Below are 20400 nucleotides of genomic sequence, written 5' to 3'. Positions count from 1 at the left end.
AATGAAAAAGATAATATTAACCATAGCCCTGGTGGCTTCTGTTCTGGGCGCAAGTGCCCAGAACAGAAAACATGTGGCCAACTTCTCGCTCTTTCAGCAGTACTTTAACCCGGCCCTGACCGGCTACGAAGGCTCCATGCTCAAGACCTATTACCGCAACCAGTGGACGGGCTTTGAAGGTGCACCGCGAACCATTTTTGCTTCAGCAGAACTGGACCTGGCAGACCTTGGATCCTGGAAGAAAGATGACCAGTTGAAGTCGCGTGAAGAGGACAACTATAACAGGCAGCTGGGCGCCAAACACGCGTTTGGCCTGGCTGTGCTCAACGACCGCTTCGGACCTTTTACCGAAAACCAGGTGCATTTAAGCTATAGCACGCGGGTGCGTTTGTCGGAGAATCTAAGCCTGCGTTGGGGCTCGGCAATTACCCTCAGTGCACAGCAGCTGGATGGCAGCAAGTTAACCATAGACCAGGAAGGCGATCCGGAATTTGAAGGATTGGCAGGCCAGAAAGGTAACGTAAACCGCGTGGATCTGAACATGGGCCTGATGCTGACAGCTGAGAACTATTACCTGGGCTACGCGATGCAGGATATCACCAAAGGCAAGATCATGACCTCGGGTGATGACTACCTACAGAACAACGTACCGCAGCACCACATTGTGCAGGCAGGTTTCAGAGCACCGGTTACCGATCAGTTTGGTGTAGTGGTTAACTCTATCTACCGCTACGACAGCAAACTGGAGGAAACCCTGGAAGGCCAGGTGAAAGGGGTTTACCAGAACATGCTATGGCTTGGAGTAGGCTACCGTAAAGACCAGGCATTCTCAGTAAATGCAGGCCTGCGCCTGAGCCAGCTGAAGATCGGGTATGTGTACGAAACACCAACTGCCGATGCCCGCTACATTAACAAGGCTACCAACGAGATCATGTTTACTTATAACCTGATTCCGGTGAAGTATCCGAAGTACAGCAAAAAAGTAACCATGTGGTAACCAGTAGTAAGATGAAGAAAATACTATACACGATCGCCTTTATGCTGGCTGCCGGAACTATAGCTCAGGCACAAGTATCGTTAAAGCAAACCAAATCAGAGCTGGCAGACTTTATTTTGCTGGAAAATGATTTGCTGGTTTATACCCTAAAAGAAGATCAGGGACAATACATTTATTCGGAGCAACGTGGTAAAAGCGAGACTTCTAAAAAGGAACTGGTACTAAACACAGGTTTAATAAACGCAGTGGTGGGTGGCAACAAATTTACCGGCGAACTATACGTTTACCACAAGGATGGCCGCAGCCGGGAAGTTATCTCCTTCTATAGTTTAAAAGACGGAAGCTTTGAAAAGACCGGAGAGCGTGCTTTGCCAAAGATGCGCAATCATGCCTACAACCTGGGTATATTCCTGTCTGAAGATAAAATGACGCTCCTGGTATCGGCAGAACTTGGCAGGTCACAAGGGTATGAAGACCTCTACCTTAGCAAGTGGGAGAACAACCGCTGGACCAAACCTAAAAACCTTGGTAAAGCCGTAAATACCCGCCAGCAAGAGTTTGCCCCGTATGTCGCCAACGATACCTTATACTTCTCGCGCAAGGAAGCAGCTAGTGCCTATAACTATAGCTCGCCGCTAAACCTGGCAACAGGTGAGGCAGGTACGCCAGTGAAAGCAGACCCTGTTATGAACGCGGCAGGTGCCTACAATGCATACTATAAAAAAGTAGCAGATAGCCAGATGTGGATCTCAGCTTCTAATGAGCAGGATTCCTTTTATACAGCCTACATCCTGGAGAAAGTACTGCCTGAAGAAGAAGTGATTGCAGTAGTTGAAGAAGAAAGTATAGTTGTAGAAGAAGTTATAACTCCTGCAACTGTAGTTAAAGTAAAAGCTGCCTTACCTGCGCTGAAGTTATTCTATGCCTTCAATAGTGTTTATCTGAACCTGGAAGAAGTATCGGCTTTGTCAAGATTCCTGAACAAGCAGCCAGAAGGGACCGAACTTGTTATAAAAGGCTTTTCGGATGGATATGGAACCGCTGAAGCAAAAGATTATGTTAGCCGCAACCGCGCTTTGCAGGTTAAAAATCACATCGAGAAGTATTTCAGCAGCAAGAAGTTTGTTATAACCCTTGAGAATGAAGTACGCGACGAGAAAGGCAGGGACAATCGCAAAACAGAACTATACCTCATGCAATAGCAGGCTATAGTTTAGATCTATCCTGAACCAAGTTGACAAATGTTCTAAAATCCCGGTCTGTGGGAACAGGCCGGGATTCTTTTTGAGTGGTAGTAGCTTTCTTTTCGCAGGAAGTAACTGTACAATTTGTTCTGCATCAACCTTTAGCATTAGTAGTAATTGAGGTCTTTGAATCTGCTGCTATAGTTAGCAGCGTTGTTTGTGTTTGCCTGGTAAGCTTCCTGCAGGTATTCCAGTGTCTGACTTCTTTACATATACAAAAACGTGCTGCATTACTACAGCACAGGAATGATATTTCCCTTTTTAGTTCAGTCAATAATGCATACTTTAATAGAGTAATTCTATAGTATTTTGCCGGGCGTGTTATTGGATAAAATGTTATCCCGTAAACTATTTGTTCGCCGCTGCTAAAGGAACTATAGTTTCAGCTTTTATAAGAAAATATTATCCCCGCACGTATGCCTGAAATAAATACGCCGGAACAACCAATGGTTACCCAAGGCCTAAGCACAGAGCAGGTGCTTGAAGCCAGGAGAACGTATGGAATGAACCAGCTGACTGAGCGCAGGGAGAACAAATTGCTGGCGATCATTAAGCGAATAGCTGAGGAGCCAATGGTAATGTTGTTGCTGGTGGCCTCGCTCATCTATTGGATAAGTGGCGATACAGGCAACAGTATTTTCCTGGCTGTAGCCATCCTGATGGTGGCCGGTATTTCGCTCTACCAGGATTCCAGGAGCCGGAGCGCGTTGGAAAAGCTGCGTAGCTTCACACAGCCAACCTGTAAGGTAATACGCAACGGTAACGTGGAGGAAATTAAAAGGGAAGAAGTTGTATTGGGTGACAGCCTGATGGTAGAGGAAGGAGGGCTGATAGCGGCAGATGGACAAATTATTAAGGCAAATGATTTTTCGGTAAACGAATCCATTCTCACGGGGGAGTCTCTTGCCGTTTTTAAAGACCAGAAACTACCAGACCCATTTGTATATCAGGGTACAACCGTGGCCAGCGGCCTGGCTATAGTTACAGTCACTGCCATTGGCAACGATACGAGGCTGGGTAAGATCGGGAAAAGTATAGAGAGCATAGCGGAGGAAGTAACGCCGCTGGAATTGCAGATCAATAACTTTGTCCGGAAAATGGTGCTGTTGGGGGCCGTAGTCCTTATGATTGTATGGGCGATAAACTATTTCCATAGTTATAGTTTGCTCGATAGTCTGCTCAAATCCCTGACGCTGGCGATGAGTATTCTTCCTGAAGAAATTCCGGTAGCCTTCACCACCTTTATGGCCCTTGGTGCCTGGCGCCTGATGCGGCTTGGCATTGTGGTAAAGCAGATGAAAACAGTGGAAACCCTGGGCAGTGCAACGGTTATCTGTACAGATAAAACCGGTACCATTACCGAGAACCGGATGCAGTTGGACAAGGTTTATGCCCTTGCTTCGCACCGGCTTTCCCGCTTAGAGGATAACCTGGATGAAAACGAGAAGGAGCTCATTCGGGTAGCCATGTGGGCAAGCGAACCCATCCCGTTCGACCCTATGGAAGTGTCCCTTCATGAGGCTTACCAAAGGCTTGCTACGCTGGATGAAAGACCCCTCTACAGAATGGTGCATGAATACCCGCTGGGAGGAAAGCCCCCGATGATGACCCATGTATTCGAAAATGACCAGGGCATGCGTATTGTGGCTTCTAAAGGTGCCCCCGAAGCATACAGTAAGCTGGACGGACTTTCGGAGAGTGAAAAAGCTGAAGTAGATAGCGTGATGCGTGAATTAGCCGGAGAAGGTTACCGGGTGTTAGGTGTTGCAGAAGCAATCTGGACGGGAGATCAGTTTCCGGGTACGCAACAGGAATTACCTTTCGTATTTAAAGGGCTTGTAGCGTTTTATGATCCTCCAAAAACAGGAATACAGCAGGTTTTCGAAGCCTTTTATGCTGCCGGAATCGATGTGAAAATTGTTACCGGCGATAACGCAACCACAACGGCGGCCATTGCCCGTCAGGTCGGTTTTCGGGGCTACGAGAAAAGCATGCCCGGGGAGGAGCTGGTCACGTTACCGGAGGCTGTATTGGCAGAGCGGGTAATGGAAACACAGGTATTTACCCGCATGTTTCCGGAGGCCAAGCTGCGCATCATTAATGCCCTGAAGGCAAAAGAGCAGGTAGTAGCCATGACAGGCGATGGCGTAAATGATGGCCCAGCTCTTAAAGCAGCTCATATTGGTATAGCCATGGGCCGGAAAGGATCTGAGATTGCCAAACAGGCCGCCGCCCTCATTTTGCTGGAAGACGATCTGGGCAAGATGGTAGACGCCATAACGATGGGCAGAAAAATTTACTCTAATCTCAAAAAGGCTATCCAGTATATCATCTCCATCCATATCCCGATCATCCTAACTGTTTTTATTCCGCTGGTTTTAGGATGGAAGTACCCTAACATATTCTCACCGGCGCATATAATTTATTTCGAGCTGATCATGGGACCTACCTGTTCCATCATTTATGAGAATGAACCGATTGAGAAAAACATCATGGTGCAAAAGCCACGTAAATTTTCTCAGACTTTTTTTAACTGGCGGGAGCTGACAACAAGCATTGTTCAAGGAATTATGATTACGGCAGGAGCGTTGATTATCTATCAGTACGCCGTAATGCAGGGGCACGACATTAACTTTACGCGAACTATGGTCTTTACCGTTCTTATTTCTGCTAACATATTCCTGACACTGGTAAACCGTTCTTTTTACTATTCGGCGATCACCACTTTAAAATATAAGAACAACCTGGTATTCCTGATCATTGGGGTAACCATCGTTTTATCAGGGTTATTACTTTATGCGGGTCCGTTTGCCCATTTCTTTGGATTTGCTTCTTTATCTCTGCCTCAGTTATTGCTTGCTGTTGCTGTTGGTTTTGTATCTGTCATTTGGTATGAAGCCGTGAAGTGGGTAAAAAGAAGTACTAATGCACCAGCAATAACTATATCCTGAGCCTTGCTTAGAAGGCTTGGGTTCTATAACGACGCTACGCCTTTGGAGAAATTGAAAAAGACCTCTTTGTGAAATTCAGTTCAGAACTGAAGACAGAGTTGCTGGAAATCGAGCGGAATCTGGAAAAGTGCGCATCAGGCTTATCGAACCCAAAAGAGTTCATTAAAATGGGCTTATAAAAAGCAATAACTATTTCACAATCATGGGTTAAGGCAAGTGTGCAGGGGCGTAAACAGCTGCAAGCGATGATGTTTCCAGAAGGCGTGTATTATGACCGCGAAATGGAGGGTTATCGAACCACAAGGGTAAACGGCTTTTTTGCCCTTTCCAGCCTCGTGCAGCAGTTTTTGGTGGAAAAAGAAAAAGGGAAAAGCGATCAAAATAATCACTTTTCCCTTTCAGTAGTCCGTAGGGGAATCGTAACTCCCGCAGAACATAGCTTATTATCAGTCACTTAAATGACGCTTCATTTTTGACTCACCGAATCCCGCACCACTTTTTGCTCTCAGTATAGCTGCAAATGCTATGCATTAAAGCTACGCAGATAAAAGGTAAAATCAAATCGTCTGTTCTTCCATTTTGATCAATAAAAAACTAACTGAGGTCAAGCCGGGCTAATACCGTTTTTATTTCACACATACAGCCTGTCAACCCAATTACCTTGGGAAGGTTTTAGGACGGTGTTAGGTCATGGCTTGTCTTTTGGGTCATTTCCCAACCAGGTAGAAGACGGTATACTTTCAAAAAAATTCTTCAAATTTCGGGACCGGATTTTTAAGTTAAAATGTTACAAAACAGCTCATTGTACCTGTTTTTTTAAGCCAGATATTGCGCCTAAAGACGATAAAGGCCCTTTTGGCGCCTTTTGTCATTAAAAAAGGATGTTACAATCGGGCATCCGATTACCTTGACAGCTTCTTTTTCACCCATTACCTTTAACGGTTAAAATAAAAGCTCTCATTTTTAGTCATTTATCTGATTGCTATTCAACAGTATATGAAATATCCATTACTCCTTGTTTTCCTGCTGTGCACCTGGTATGCCAATGGACAGGATATCAAACTTATTCCCCCTTCCCCTGAAGCCACGGCGGCTTTCAAGTTTGCAGAAGTACCGGTCTCCCTCTTCACCGGGGTACCTAACACATCCGTGGAAATCCACCAGATCAAGGCAAAAGGCCTTACCATACCCGTGTCGGTCAATTATCACAGCCGTGGCGTGAAAGTAGATGAGATTGCCTCCCGGGTAGGGCTGGGGTGGATGCTGAGCTACGGCGGGGCCATCACACGGCAGGTACGGGGAAGAGCAGATGACTCAGGGCTGGGAATTATGTACCAACCGACGAATTATAACGAAGTCCTCTACGATGCCGATGCATTACTTTCGCTGGAACAACGGATGATAAATGGTGAAGCAGATGAGTCCCCGGACCAGTTTTATCTTGACTTGAATGGGGAAAGTATCAAGTTTACCATTGACCCTACGACCAAAAAGCTGCTGGTCCAAAAGTATAGTGATGTGGCAATATCATGTATCATTGCCAAAGATTTCAATTCAACAATAGATGGCAGTATTGAAGGGTGGAAAGTTACGGATTTGCAGGGGAATACTTACTACTATGGCCTATCCAAGAACAGGTTAGGTCACTTTTATGACTATGATCAGTTAATAACAAGTGCCTCCTTTTCGTTTCTGGATGGGAAGAAGGTTTCTTCTACAGGGTTTGAATCAAGAAATATCAATACATGGCATCTAGTGGAGATAGAAACCGCCTACGGGGAAAGGATAGAGTTCGACTATGAACTGGAAGAAGCCATAAGCTGCAGAAGATCCTTTGACAGGGTAGAACAGAATGAAAGAGGGACTTATCCTGTCAGTTACTACTCAATCAGCAGGAATTATCAGTATCAGATCAGTGAAATCAAATTTAAAAATGAAAGCATAAATTTTATTCCAAAGCAGGTGACACGGGCAGACCTGCCAGGTAGCCAGGCGCTTGCTAAGATAATTGTTTCCTATGGAGCGGAGTTAGTAAAGGAATTCAGTTTCGAGCACAGTTTTACGACCAGCAATACGGTCGATAACACCGTTCTTTACATGTTAAGGGAGGAAGACCCAAGCGCCAATCACCGTATGTTCCTGGCCTCGATACAGGAGAAGGGAAGAGAGGGGGAAACGAAACCGGCCTATAAATTTGAATATAACCAAACGCTGCTCCCTAATCGCTTTTCGACTTCGCAGGATGCCTGGGGCTATTATAACGGAAAACAGAATGGCCCTTTCCTCGCCTTTTATCCTTATGATGCGCAAGGCGTGAACAGGGAGGTGGATACGGTGAAGGCCGAAGCCGGCCTTTTAAAGAAAATCACTTATCCTACGGGCGGTAGCGTGGAATTTGAGTATGAACATAACAAGGCAATGCCGCCTTTTTTTATAGGACGGATGCTCATCCCCAACATCAACCCGACTACCATTTCTCCTAAGTCAGAGCCCATGTTAAAAATGGCCGCCAACTTTACAGGCAGCGTCTATAGCTACCCGGTCACGTTGGGTCCTAATAAACGGAATTTAAGGTTTAAGCTCCTGTTACCCGAGTGTGACTCGACGGCTGCAGCGTGTAAGTTTACTGCTTATTTAAAAGACGATGCTTCCATTGTGAAACAGTTATATCCTTCAATCCCTGATAATTTACCCGGAGAGCCAATAGGCAGCTACAAGGTTGAAATAGCATCGCCCTGTGACCACCACTTCTATGGCAATCTGGAATGGGAGGAAGTATACCGGGTCCCGGAAACTGAACTGTTGTATACTTCTGGCAAAAGAATAAAGAAAATTACCTACACTGATGCGTCGAAGGGTGTGAAAATAAAGGAATATGCCTATTCCGGCGGGAAAACGTTTGGGCTACCTGGGTTCTATTTTAAAAGAATTCATAAGATAGCCAAAGCTGAATACACCGATGTACATGGTTCCTTACCTGGCAGCCCCTTGACAAATTTGCAAGGCAACAGTGTGGGCTACCAGATAGTGACGGAGTATTTTGATGAAAAAGCAGCAAACTATGGAAAGGTTGAGCATGAGTTTACCATAACAGAAGATGGGGGTGATTATTACGAGTTTCCATATACTATACCAATCGATAATGAATGGCTTAGGGGGAAAAGTATTGGTACCAGTTATTTTAAGACAAGCCTTGGATCGCCATTGGGGTATGAGCTAATAAAGGAGATCAGAAACAGGTACTTGTTTGCAAATAATTCTAGTACCGGTAGTGACAGGGTGTTTTCGCCACCATTTGTTAATATTAATCAGCCATATTTATACTCTATCAGTGACACGTTATTTTACAGGCCTTTTGCAATCCCAGCCAGGGAGCCCGATACCACGGCCTTTATTCATTCTCGCAAAATTTTCTATATAACGGGCGGCACACTGGATCTTCACCAAACCGTAGAGCGGGAGTATTTTGCATCGGGAGACACTGTTGAAAAGGTCACCACTTACTCCTACGACTATAGCCGTCATTACCAGCCGGCGGGCACGGAGACGGTAGACAGCCAGGGGCGCTTGCAACGAAGCCGCACCACCTACCCGCTGACGCTGGATGCAGGAAAGCGCACCGCGGCCGAGCAGCAGCTGGTGGCGCAAAACCGGGTGGCCGTGCCCCTGTTGACCGAGACGGTGGTGCTGGATGCGTCGGGCAGGGAGGTGGCCGCCACCGAGCAGCGCACCCACTACCGCAACGACTGGCCCGGCAAAGCCAGTAGCTTTGTGATGCCTTTTACTATCAAGAGCCGTGTCAACCGGGGAAACTGGCAGGAAGAGGCCCGCTACCTGGACTACGACGGGAGCGGCAACCCGCTGGGCCTGGTGGTCAAGTACGGGCCTGAGACGCGCTACCTGTGGGACTACCAAGGCAACCACCCGGTGGCCGAAGTCGTGCATGCCGACCCAGGCACTTTTGCCTACACCAGCTTTGAGGCCGAGGGCAAAGGCAACTGGCGCTATGCCGGTGCAGTGTACACCGATACCATCGGCCTGACCGGTTTGCGCCACTACCGCCTTACCGATTCGACCGGCATCAGCATCGACGGCCTGCCTGCCGGCACCACGTATGAGCTTACCTTCTGGGCCAGGGACGGGGCCGTCAAGGTTAACGGTGCGCCTGCTACCCCCAAGGAGCTGACGCGCCGCGGGTGGCACTACTACCAGGTCAGCGGACTGAAAACGGGCGCTGTCTCCATTACGGGCAGCGGAAAGATCGATGAGCTTCGCCTTTACCCGGCGGGGGCGCTGATGAGCACCTATACCTACGACCCGCTGGTGGGGATGACCTCGCAGACCGACCCCAACGGCAGGACCACTTATTATGAGTACGATGGCTTTGGCCGCCTGCAGGCCGTCCGGGACGAGGAGGGCAATGTCTTGAAAACCTACCAGTACCACTACAAAGGCCAGTCTGTTGAGTAACCTGTACTTCACCCAAGAACGATGAAACACTTCTACCTGTTTACCTGCCGCCCGGCCGCTGGTTATGGCCTGCTGTTGCCTTTTTTGTTTATGCTGCTAAGCTTGCTGGCAGTACCCGCTTTTTCCCAGACCGCCTCAGGGCCTGGCAAGGGCAAGGCACCGGTGCTGCCGCCGGGCAACTGGTCCAAGTCCACCCGGGATAAAGTAGCCACGTCAACGATGTCCTTCCCAGGGCCGGGCACTGGGCCAAGCTTTACTATCTCGGGCCCCACCCAAGTGTGCTTTGGACAGACTTATACCTACACGGCCACGGCCTCGGATGGCTGTGCGGTGTTTGACTGGGATGTTCAAGGGGGCACAGCTATAATAAACGGCAACTCGGTGACGGTGACATGGGATAACCCACAGGTAAACATCGGCAGTTTATCTGCCGTGGGGGGATGCCCTGACGGTAGTGGCAACCAGTACCTGACCAGCGGCTATCAGGAAGTGACTGTAAACAAGACAGCAGCGCCTGCTGTGACTGGTGCCACTCGTATTGGCCCAGGCTCTGCGACCTTGCAGGTCAGTAGCCCGCTTTCGAGCTATAGCTATAAGTGGTATGCAACCTCCACCAGCACACAGGTGCTGCACACGGGCACCAGCTTTCCTGCAACAGTACAGACCACTACGACATACTATGTGGCTGCTGTCAGCAGCCTGGGCTGCCAGAGTGCAGCCAGAACCGCTGCCACTGCTACTGTATACCCGATGCCGGTAGTGGTGGTGCAAAGCGGTGCTCTTCCTTTGGCTCCAGGCGGGAAGATAACCTTAGCTACCAGCACAAGTTACAGTACTTACCAATGGCTGCGCAACGGGGTGGAGTTGACGGGCAAAACAAGCCAGAGCTTGAGCAATGTGCACGAAACCGGAGAGTACACCGTTAAGGTAACCATAAATGGAGTGTCAGGATCCGCCACCTCACAGGCTTTACCGGTACGTTCGGCAGCCCAGGCCTCGGACCGGAACTACATCATCGAGAATGTGGTGACCAAAGCAGGGGTGACGGGCATCCCGGAGGCCAACCTGTTGCCGGTGGACCACATGCGGCAGCAGATCACCTACTTCGACGGGCTGGGGCGGCTGGAGCAGACGGTGCTCACCCAGGCCAGCCCCCAGAAGCAGGACATCGTCACGCCCGTGACCTATGACCGCTTCGGGCGCACCGACACCACCTGGCTGCCCTACGTGCAGGGACAGAACGGCATGTTCCGGCCCGGGGCCGTAAAAGAGCAGAAAGACTTCTATGCCATCGCCTCGCCCGACAAGACCATTGCCCGCGACGGGCACCCGTATGCGGTCAGCGTGCTGGAGAGCTCGCCCCTGAGCCGCGTGCTCAAGCAGGGAGCCCCGGGCCTGGACTGGCAGCCCGATGCCCTGTCCGTCGCTGCCAGCCAGGACCACACGGTAAAGACCACTTACCGCACCAATGCTGCCGGAGAGGTGCGCGTCTGGGGAAAGGACCCTGCCGGCGGCAACTACTATTCCACAGGTTTCTACGGTGCCGGGCAGCTGCAGGTGACCCAAGTCCGGGACGAGCAGGGTTCGCTCACGGTGGAATACAAGGACAAGCAGGGGAGGGTGGTGCTCAAAAAAGTGCAGGAAGACAGCACGGCCACCGACCCGTTGGCCGCTACTGGTTTCCTGCTCACCCAGTATGTGTATGATCCGCTGGGCAACCTGGTGCTGGTCATCCAGCCCGAGGGCTACCGCCGGCTGCCGGCCCCCGTGCGCTTGCGGGGCAGCATCGCACAGGAGATCTGGTATGGACTAGTGGGCGATCAGGTCGGCCAGATCCCTGTAAAGACTGTGTCTGATAGCCTTGCTTTTCTGTCTGTCTTTGACTCACCCCACAACGACTTTGACAGCTACGGGCAACGGATTAGCGGGTACATTTTAGCACCGGAGAGTGGCCTATATGTTTTCTCTGTTTCTGGAGGTGATGAAGCAGAACTCTACCTGAGTACAACTGACAATCCTGCCGCTAAGGTACGCATTGCCGCTGCCAGGCACACTTCCCAGGAATCGGCACCTGTAACTCTGGTGGCAGGGCAGAGTTATTATATCGAAGTGCTGCATAAAGTAGATTTTCAAGGGGGGCATGTCACGGTTGGCTGGCAAAAACCAAGCAACACAGAGGAGCGACCTATCCCGGGACACAGGCTCTCGCCATACCCTGAATTAGCAGTGGAATTAGACAAAGATTTTACCAGCCGCTGGTGCTTCCGCTACGAATACGACCACCGCAACCGGGTGGTGGAAAAGCAGGTACCGGGCGCGGGCGCCGTGCACATGGTCTACAACAGGCGCAACCAGGTGGTACTCACCCAGGATTCGGTGCAGCGGGCCAGGGAGGAGTGGCACTTTACCAAGTACGACGTGCTGGGCCGCCCGGTGGTAACGGGCCTGGCCCTACTGCCGGGGAAAGACCGGGCCGCGGTGCAGGGGGAGGTCGACCGGGCGCCGGCCTTGTACGAAGACAGGAAACCGGGCAGCAGCGTGGGCTACAGCCTCAACAAAAGCTACCCGGCCCTGGACAGCACGGCTCTGTCCACAAGCGAATCGGCCTGGCTGACCACGATCGCCTACTACGACGATTACCGTTACGCTGCCCTGGACACCACTACCTTTGCCTCCGAGCTGGGCTACACGTACGGCTCCTGGAACAGGCACGTGCTGGGCCAGGTCACAGGCACCCGCACCCGGGTGCTGGGCACCGGTGACTGGCTGACCGGCATCAACTTCTATGACAGCAGGTACCGGCTGATCCAAAGCGTCTCGGACGGCTACCTGGGAGGAAACGTGGCGGCCGGAGGGGAGCGGGTGAGCAGCACCTACGACTTTACGGGCCAGGTGCTCAAGACGCTGGCCACCCACCAGGCCGGCCCGGTGGCCCATACCATCACCACCACCATGGTCTACGACCACATGGGCCGCCTGCTGGAGACAAGGCAGCAGACGGGCAGCAGCGAGGAGGTGGTGCTCTCCAGGCTGGTCTACAACGCGCTGGGGCAGGTGGTGGATAAAAAGCTGCATGCCACTAAAGTTGAACTGGCTGACGAGCAGCGCACCTACCTGCAGTCGGTGGACATGCGCTACAACATCCGCGGCTGGCTCACAAGCATTAACAACGGCACCCTGACCAACGACGGGGCGGAAAAGAACGAAGATGCCGTGAGCTTCTTTGAGCCCGACCTGTTCGGCCTGGAGCTGGGCTACAACGCCGGGCTGGAACTGGGGCTTTCGCCCCGGCAGTTCAACGGCAACATCTCGGAGATGCGCTGGATCACGGCCTCTGACGGGGTGCGGCGGGGCTATGGCTACACCTATGACAGGGCCAACCGCCTGGTCACGGCGGGGTACCGGGCCAACACCGGCGCTGGCTGGAACCAGGAAACGGACCGCTACTCGGTAGAGATGCAGCAAAAAGATGCAGCAGGCAACATCACCCAGAGCGGCTACGATGCCAACGGCAACATCCGCCACCTGGTGCGCCGCGGCCTTATGCTGGGCAACCCGCAGGACCGGCAGGACCCGGCCCGCTCTTTCGGGGTGGTGGATAAGCTCAGCTACGCTTACGAAGGCAACCGCCTGGTAGGGGTGGACGATGCGGCGGCGGCGGCAGGCCCGGCAGGCGACTTTAGAGACAACGGCAGCAAGTATTCTGTGGCCGGCACCGAATACCACTACGACGGCAACGGCAACTTAACCCAGGATGAAAACAAAGGCATCAGCTTTATTGGCTACAACCACCTGAACCTGCCCGACAGAGTGGTGATCACGGGCAAAGGCTACATCCTGTACCGCTACTCAGCGAGTGGTACTAAACTTCGCAAAGAAGTGTATGAGAACGGCAAGGATGTAGTCACCACGGATTACGCGGGCTTGTTTGTGCACCAGGGCGATACCCTGTTTGCCCATACTGGGGAAGGAAGGGTGCTCTACCAGCCTGAGACCAATGAAAAGTGGCGCTACGAGTACCACTTAAAGGACCACCTGGGCAACCTGCGTGTCTCCTTTGCCGCCCCCGTCTCGTCGACCACCTTGGCCACGATGGAGCCGATGCTGGCCCAATCGGAGGAAAGCGACTTTGACAACGTGGCCCGGACCCGCCACCTGGACCGGGGCCGCTCCCGCACGGGCAGCCATGCCGCCCTGCTGAGTGCGGGCCGCAACCAGCCGGTGGGGCCAAGCCGCAGAGTACAACTGCAGGCAGGAGACTCGCTGCAGGTGGAAGCCTACGGGATGTATGAGACGGTGAAAGAGCAGGATGCGGCCTTCAGCCTGCTCAGCTGGCTGGCCGCCAGTGCGATGGTCACCACCGCCCAGATAGCAGGGGAAGGCAAAGCCAAAGCAAACAAGTACCTGCCGCTGCTGGGGGCCGGGCTGGCCCTGGCCCCGCAAATTATTCAGCAGGAAAAAGGTGTACCCAAAGCGTATTTGCGCTATATTGTCTATGATTCGGACTCGAACTATGTGACGAGCGGCTACCGGGCCCTAGGCAGGGAGGGCAAAGGCAACTGGGAAAAGCTGGAGTTAAGCTACAAAGCCGAGCAAGCAGGGTTTGCCGAAGTGTACGTGGCCAACGAGTCGGCCAACGATGCCTGGCTGGACGACATGAGCGTGACGGTCACCTCGCCCATGCTGGTGCAGGAGAACCACTACGACCCGTGGGGGCTGAATCTGGCCGGCATTGAGCAGCAGGGAGCACCGGATCATAAGTTCCAGTACAACGGAAAGGAACGTCAGACCGAGCTGGGGCTTAACTGGATGGACTACGGGGCCCGGATGTATGACGCGCAGATCGGAAGGTGGCATGTCGTTGACCCAATGGCGGATTTGATGCGCCGCCACTCACCTTACAACTATGCCTTCGACAACCCCATTAGGTACATTGACCCGGATGGGATGGCGCCTGAATGTCCTAACTGCGATAATGGCGGTTACTTGCGTCAAGATCAAGCAATGGCATATTTCGCGCTCCAGTTTCAGGCAGCACAGAAGAACCTAAGCAGCATAATTGCAGGTGCAATTAACTCTCCTACTGGATCCCCTTTTATAGTCCGATCCGAATTCTCTGTAGTAAACAATGAGAGTGGGGAAGTGTACTTGAATGAAAGTGAGCCTTTTGTGCAGAGCAAAGCTGCTGCTGCTGGACTAGGTGTGTTGGAGTCAGCATCTTTAATTCCTGAGGCTGGTCCTACATTAGGTGCACTGGTGAAAACTGGTAAGGCCGTTCTTAATGAAGCGAAAGCTCTTGTAAAAGAGGCAGTAGATAATGGTTCGTTCTCTATAAGTAATTGGGATGGATACCCTACAGAAGGTAATGTGCCTAAACCACAAGGTCCATTTAAATTGCTAGAAGGTGACGAATATAAGTCAGCTCGCACCCAAGCGAATACTGCTAATAATAAAATACATAAAACTGACCCTACTACAAAGGGTAAACAAATTCACGAAGTTCAACCCGTAAAATTTGGAGGAAGCCCTACTGATCCGGCTAATAAAGTCCCTTTATCGCCAGCAGTTCATAGACAATATAATACTTTTTGGTACCATCTTCAGAAGTCAATAACTAATAAATAATGAGAAGAAATATAATAAACATTTTATCAAGATTGGATCTTAATTCTGCTCCATCAAAAACGGACATGGAGTTGTTAATTCAAAAAATAGATTTCAAAATCGATGATGATTATATCGAATTTATAAAGAACCATAATGGTGCTAGTGGGGATTTAAGTGAAAGTAACTATATTTTGCTATGGGAGGCAAAAGACGTTGTACAGCTAAATCCCTATTACGAAGGTGTTGAAGAATCTGATAAATTGTTATTTATCGGTTCTGATGGTGGAAATTTGGGATATGCTGTAGACAAAGAAAGTAGTGAATTTGTTGAGATAGATTTTCTAGAAATTGCACATTCTAAACCAACAAAAGTTGCAGATTCCTTCGAAGGGCTTCTAAAATATTTAGGAAATGATTCTGTTGATAATGGTTTTTAGCTATTAAATTACCTGCTAAAATGAATCTGCTGTCTGCACATTCAAAATAAAATTGCAAGAGCCCATTACTCCATGGATGGGCTCTTACATTACATTAAAAATCTTGGGAACAAGAGCCACTACTGTTTGAAAGGCCGTTACGCGGTACAGCGGGGTTCGTGTGCTGCTCACTTAGTTGCGTCAGCCAACAAAGCAAGGCTACCCTTCGGCTCACTCGTGCCTCGTTCGGTCTTGCTTTGCCGCTTTACTGCCACCGCTTCCTTACGTCAGCCGTGGCAGTAAAGCTTTGGCTGTCTTCACACGTTGCGCTGCTCCTCACGGCTGCTTTCTCTGTGCTGTCCGCCGCCTCACTATCGTTCGGCCACGGCAAGCCCAGCCGCATCCCAATTTATGCTCGCCTGCGGGTCAGCTGCCGCACAGCCAGCCGCCCTCGTACCTCGGGCTCTTCCTGGCTGGCTCTGGCTTCCGCTCGCAGCGGCTTCGCGCTTGAAATCTTACCCCCAACCCCCGGAATCAACCGGGGCTTTTTGTTTTATGGCTGGTGCTATACTTTATGCCTATACCTTAAAGTTGGCGCTATACCTGAGAGCCAGCTGATCCGCCAGCCGCACCAGGCCAAGGGGCTATTCCGGCCCCTTCCACCCCAGAAGCCTTGCCGTGGCTTTCCGGGACATGCGTCCCAACCATCCCCGCCAAGGTTATAGCTTGCTCGTTCAGCTAAGGTATAGACACAAAGAAGCCCGACCTGTAGAGGCCGGGCTCTATACCTTATACTTTAGCAGTTTTAGCCTTTGCGAAGTTCCTTCAGCAATTCCACCTTTTCCCGTTCACTCTGTAGCAAGCGCTCATAGAGTTCCACAACTTTATCTAGCGGATTAAAAGTGCATTGATAATTTAATGAAGATGAATGGTCATTATAGGTATTGCCCATAATGTTGAAAATAGCTTCTTCACTAAAATTTTTGATCGCCTCAGGGTGTACATCCAGAATCTTGGCAACCTTGGCCAATATGTCTTCTTCAATCGTTTCGCTGGCTTCGATGCGGGACACTGTCTGCTGGCTTACCCCCATTTCCTGGGCAAGTGTTTCCTGCTTAATGCCGCGTAACTCCCTAATGCGGCTGATTTTTCTGCCAATATGTGCTGGTTTCATAGTCGTTTCCATTTATCAAATATAGCGTTTTCAGGTGAGTAAGAAAAACACAAAGATGAGTAAAATACCCATGCTTTGGGTTCGGTACACCAAGGCAAAGCGCCAACTTCAGGTAAAGCAATAAACCAGACCTATGGAAAGCGTGAAAACCAACTTGGAAGATGTGATTATTCACCTGTCTGAGGAAGAGCGGCAGGAGCCGGTAACCGTTATTTTAGAGCTGTTCAGCATGAGCACCATTGATTACTGGCGAATTGATTTGTGGCAATACCTAAAAGCCGCCACTACCAAACTGGGCTGGCCCATGATGAGACAGCCAGGCGATGCTGTGTCCCTGCAGAAGATGCTGGAAAAACTGATGGAAAGCTGCTGGTTGATATTGCTTAAGAAAGAAGCTAGCGATGGGGAAGTGGAACTGCCGGTTTTTACGCCATATTCAAAGGAGTGGTGGGAAGAAGAAAGGCAAAAGCGACAGGAACATCGTACGAATCAGAAAATTTACGGCGGCAACATTCGCCTGCTCAGGAACCGGGAGCTGGATAACCCCTGCCTGGTTTTGAAGGCTTTCTTTGAGACGATGCCGCTTGCCCGGTGGAAGAACCTGCTCAGCGATTGGACGGAGTATGCGCTGCGCCGAACAAGTATGCTTGAAGAAACCGAAAACTACGACCTGCTGGTGCACTATGAGCAACTGGTGAAACTGCTGGAAGTAGCCTGGATCCTAAACTTCAGGTACCTGGGAAAAGCAAACATCATAACTGATGGTGAAAAGCAGGAAGCTGAAGCAGACACAACAACAACAACAACAACAGCTTTGCCAAGTACAATACCACTGAGCCTCACTCTGCAAAAAGACATTATATCCTTCCTGCAGGAAGTGCCGCCCGAGCGGCTGAGCGATAACCTGCTGCGGATTTACATGGGGTACCTGAAATATAAAGGCAGAGATTCGCCAGATGATGACGATTCAACGCTGCATGATTTTTTGAAACTCTACAATTTACTTCGATCAGCAGAGCTTGATGCCAAGGGGATATTTGAGGAGATAAAAAGACTGGAGCAGGAGCAGGCTAAAAACTGAGCGCAAACAATGGAGAAGATGTTGAAACAATTACCTGCTGAAGATCAGGCAGAGCTTCAGGGCATTGTTGCCAAACTGGTGCAGCAGTTCCAGCCCGAAAAGATCATCTGTTTTGGGTGTATCTCATCTAAAAAGGACAGTTATAGTTGTTTTGCCGAAGCAACTGATGAAAGTTGTAACCACTATTTCCTGCTGGTAGTAACCGCCGCCGGTAAACGCATCGAACATGATGTACAGAGCTATGCCACCAATCATTTTAAAAAGGGCAAAGTCACCGTGCTGGCACATAGACATGAAACAATTGAGAAAGCGCTGAGCAGGCAAAGCCGGTTCTTTTGCAGGGCATTCAGGGAAGGCGCACTGTTGTACGTGGCCAGTGGGTTTGTGACAATGCCTGCCCTGCCGGATGTATGCCCCCGTAAAGCAGCAGAAAAGGCAATAACGCATTTCTATAACCGCTTCGACCTGGCGCAGGGCTTTTTTTGCGCAGCAGAAAACGCTTTGGAAAACGGTTACTTTAACTGTGCAGTGTTCTTAATGCACCAAGTGGTGGAGCAGTCGTGCAGGGCTTTGATACGCGTGCACATGGCCTACCGGTCGGACATACACCATCTGGGCAGGCTGCTGGATCTGTGTTGTTGTTTTTCTCCTGAACCGGCCCGTGTTTTTGCAGGCAATACACCGGAGGATACCCGGCTCTTTTCCATTCTTGCCAAAAGCTACTTGGAAGGCCGCTACAAAGACGAATTTCAGGTTGATGAAGCAGATGCAAGGCAGCTGTACCGGAAGGTGAAATACTTTATGGAGCTGACAAGGGACTTATGCTTTAAAGAGATTGAAGTACTGGAAGCAAAAGCGCTCCTGACCGAAGCCCAGATGGAAGAAGCCCAAATTAAATCAGATAGTGAAGAGTTGATACGCACCGTATGAAAGCAGCAAAAAAGTACCCGTGGAAGAACGCTCCTGTACAGCTGTCAGATGAAGAAGTTGAAAATCCGTTACAGGTAGTTGCTCTCTTCTTTATAAACCACAAACTGCCCACCATCAGAAAGCAGCTGCTCCGGTACCTGATAGCCGGGATAAAGGATCAACATAAGTGGAAGTATAAAAAAGTGGTTGACCTGCTGTATACTTTCCAGGATGTGGAAAGGCTTATGGAGGCCCTTTGGCTGCTGCGTAAGTCCGGAGTAAGCTGTACGGAAGCGGATAGCGGTGGCAGGTACGGCCCGCACGCGCTAGAAATACACTGGTCTGCTGCAGTGGAAAATGAACTGGCGTTTTCTGAGTATGATGAAACGGATTTTTACACCAATAACCTGAGCCAGGCAGAAGAAAGGAATCCTTATCTCGTGATCAATGAGTTCTTCGAATGGCAGGATCTGGATGCTGTCAAGTCAAAGATATCCTTCTGGTGCCACACCGCCTTAACCAACCCCTGGGAATACCAGGCAATGGACAAAGTAGAGATGGCAGACATTTACCAAAGGGTAAATAAAATAGTGGAAGCAGCCTTCGTGCTAAACGAGATACAACTGCTCAAAAACGGAAACAAAACCAGTATACCTAATACCCCGCTGCAAGTAAAAGTATAAACCGGAAACAGTCATGGTGGAGCCGCACGGTCTAGGTGTATGTCCCTTGCAAGAAAATGTGGAGCGCAAATTGAAGTGGAATAAGCAATTTGAGCAGGAGAGGTGCTTCCCTTTGGTTGTTTAGCTATCATAAAAGAAATGTATAAAAGCGGTTCAAATGCCATTTGCCCCAATGCGCCCTGCTTGCTTAGCTAAAACTTTCATTTAGCTTCTTTACACAGACTCAGTCTGTTTGCTAATCTGCCGTAGCAACAGACTGGAAGAAACAGCAATTCTTAAAGGAATCTGAAGGTGTAAAAGCGTGCTGGGAGTGGCACGAGCAAGATGTATTTTTGTATACAAAAATGGTCCTCCCCTCCAGGCCAGGACTCATTGCGCAAGCCTCGGAACTCGGCGCTTTTCCTTTTTAATAACCTTGCTTCACAAGGTCTATATTCCCCTTTCTTAACCAAGTACGCATATATACCTGAGCTGTCAAACTGAATCGACCATACATGGCTGCCTTTAGATAATACAACTCTTGAGATACTGCAAAAGCTTGAAGTAACAAAGCTAAGGCAGTGCGAAGGAGAGTAGAAAACCTGATGTAAGGTGCTAATCACTTGAAGACACAGCAACTCAAAAGTGCGGGGACATTTATTCTGTTGCAAAGGTAGCCTTGTGCCCGGACACGGGTACGCTTGCGCCAAGGTAGTCCAAAGAAAATGGGTATCCCAAAGGGAGCCCTCCGCATTTTCTTTGGCTCCACCTCCTATGTTGAATTCTCCTATGTTGAATTCTTATGGGGGGAGAACAGCGCGTTCCAGTAAAAGGGTCTGATACCTACATAAGCCTATACGTTATTTCCCATGCTCCAGTCTTGCCAATC

11 protein-coding genes are annotated in these 20400 nt (G+C 50.0%); 10 read left to right on the top strand and 1 reads right to left on the bottom strand.

Annotation, left to right across the window (positions count from 1 at the left end; translation table 11 throughout):
- Window position 1 precedes the first annotated feature (1 nt).
- From H7F15_RS10905 to H7F15_RS10875, 7 genes are all read left to right on the top strand, one after another.
- Window positions 2-997, top strand: a complete 996-nt coding sequence (locus H7F15_RS10905; RefSeq protein WP_185197011.1) for a PorP/SprF family type IX secretion system membrane protein — start codon at window positions 2-4, stop codon at window positions 995-997.
- Window positions 998-1008: 11 nt separating this feature from the next.
- Window positions 1009-2199, top strand: a complete 1191-nt coding sequence (locus H7F15_RS10900; protein ID WP_185197010.1) for a hypothetical protein — start codon at window positions 1009-1011, stop codon at window positions 2197-2199.
- A gap of 458 nt (window positions 2200-2657) precedes the next feature.
- Window positions 2658-5192, top strand: coding sequence for a cation-translocating P-type ATPase (locus tag H7F15_RS10895; protein WP_255481189.1), 2535 nt, complete (start codon window positions 2658-2660; stop codon window positions 5190-5192).
- Between the two features lie 245 nt (window positions 5193-5437).
- Complete coding sequence (locus tag H7F15_RS10890; protein WP_185197009.1) at window positions 5438-5650, top strand: hypothetical protein; 213 nt, start codon at window positions 5438-5440, stop codon at window positions 5648-5650.
- Window positions 5651-6188: 538 nt separating this feature from the next.
- On the top strand, window positions 6189-9662 hold the full coding sequence (locus tag H7F15_RS10885; RefSeq protein WP_185197008.1) for an RHS repeat domain-containing protein: 3474 nt from the start codon (window positions 6189-6191) through the stop codon (window positions 9660-9662).
- A 21-nt stretch (window positions 9663-9683) separates the two neighbouring features.
- Complete coding sequence (locus tag H7F15_RS10880) at window positions 9684-15287, top strand: DUF6443 domain-containing protein (RefSeq protein WP_185197007.1); 5604 nt, start codon at window positions 9684-9686, stop codon at window positions 15285-15287.
- Window positions 15287-15706, top strand: a complete 420-nt coding sequence (locus H7F15_RS10875; RefSeq protein WP_185197006.1) for an SMI1/KNR4 family protein — start codon at window positions 15287-15289, stop codon at window positions 15704-15706. Before H7F15_RS10880 ends, H7F15_RS10875 begins: the two co-directional genes overlap by 1 nt.
- A gap of 784 nt (window positions 15707-16490) precedes the next feature.
- On the opposite strand, the gene H7F15_RS10870 is transcribed toward H7F15_RS10875, so the two are convergent.
- Window positions 16491-16859: a helix-turn-helix domain-containing protein gene (locus tag H7F15_RS10870; protein WP_255481188.1), complete on the bottom strand. Its 369-nt coding sequence runs from the start codon at window positions 16857-16859 to the stop codon at window positions 16491-16493.
- A gap of 133 nt (window positions 16860-16992) precedes the next feature.
- Between H7F15_RS10870 and H7F15_RS10865 the strand changes: the two genes are divergently transcribed.
- From H7F15_RS10865 to H7F15_RS10855, 3 genes are read left to right on the top strand one after another with little or no spacing between them, the layout of a single operon-like run.
- Window positions 16993-17940 carry a hypothetical protein gene (locus H7F15_RS10865; RefSeq protein ID WP_185197004.1) on the top strand — a complete coding sequence of 316 codons (948 nt, stop codon included), beginning with the start codon at window positions 16993-16995 and terminating at the stop codon, window positions 17938-17940.
- A 9-nt stretch (window positions 17941-17949) separates the two neighbouring features.
- Window positions 17950-18870, top strand: coding sequence for a HEPN domain-containing protein (locus tag H7F15_RS10860; RefSeq protein WP_185197003.1), 921 nt, complete (start codon window positions 17950-17952; stop codon window positions 18868-18870).
- A complete protein-coding gene (locus H7F15_RS10855) occupies window positions 18867-19532 on the top strand; it encodes a hypothetical protein (RefSeq protein ID WP_185197002.1) in 666 nt (221 codons plus the stop codon). Before H7F15_RS10860 ends, H7F15_RS10855 begins: the two co-directional genes overlap by 4 nt.
- Window positions 19533-20400: the final 868 nt, after the last annotated feature.

It is taken from the genome of Pontibacter sp. Tf4 (assembly GCF_014212495.1).
Classification (GTDB): domain Bacteria; phylum Bacteroidota; class Bacteroidia; order Cytophagales; family Hymenobacteraceae; genus Pontibacter.
The sequence above is the reverse complement of the archived record's forward strand: the minus strand, read 5'-3'. Positions and strand labels throughout refer to the sequence as shown.

Bases quoted from the DNA above. Each gene is read 5' to 3' on its own strand.
- H7F15_RS10880 (WP_185197007.1), top strand. From the start codon at position 9,684: ATGAAACACTTCTACCTGTTTACCTGCCGCCCGGCCGCTGGTTATGGC.
- H7F15_RS10905 (WP_185197011.1), top strand. From the start codon at position 2: ATGAAAAAGATAATATTAACCATAGCCCTGGTGGCTTCTGTTCTGGGC.
- H7F15_RS10870 (WP_255481188.1), bottom strand. From the start codon at position 16,859: ATGAAACCAGCACATATTGGCAGAAAAATCAGCCGCATTAGGGAGTTA.
- H7F15_RS10855 (WP_185197002.1), top strand. From the start codon at position 18,867: ATGAAAGCAGCAAAAAAGTACCCGTGGAAGAACGCTCCTGTACAGCTG.
- H7F15_RS10860 (WP_185197003.1), top strand. From the start codon at position 17,950: ATGGAGAAGATGTTGAAACAATTACCTGCTGAAGATCAGGCAGAGCTT.
- H7F15_RS10865 (WP_185197004.1), top strand. From the start codon at position 16,993: ATGGAAAGCGTGAAAACCAACTTGGAAGATGTGATTATTCACCTGTCT.
- H7F15_RS10885 (WP_185197008.1), top strand. From the start codon at position 6,189: ATGAAATATCCATTACTCCTTGTTTTCCTGCTGTGCACCTGGTATGCC.
- H7F15_RS10900 (WP_185197010.1), top strand. From the start codon at position 1,009: ATGAAGAAAATACTATACACGATCGCCTTTATGCTGGCTGCCGGAACT.
- H7F15_RS10895 (WP_255481189.1), top strand. From the start codon at position 2,658: ATGCCTGAAATAAATACGCCGGAACAACCAATGGTTACCCAAGGCCTA.
- H7F15_RS10890 (WP_185197009.1), top strand. From the start codon at position 5,438: ATGATGTTTCCAGAAGGCGTGTATTATGACCGCGAAATGGAGGGTTAT.
- H7F15_RS10875 (WP_185197006.1), top strand. From the start codon at position 15,287: ATGAGAAGAAATATAATAAACATTTTATCAAGATTGGATCTTAATTCT.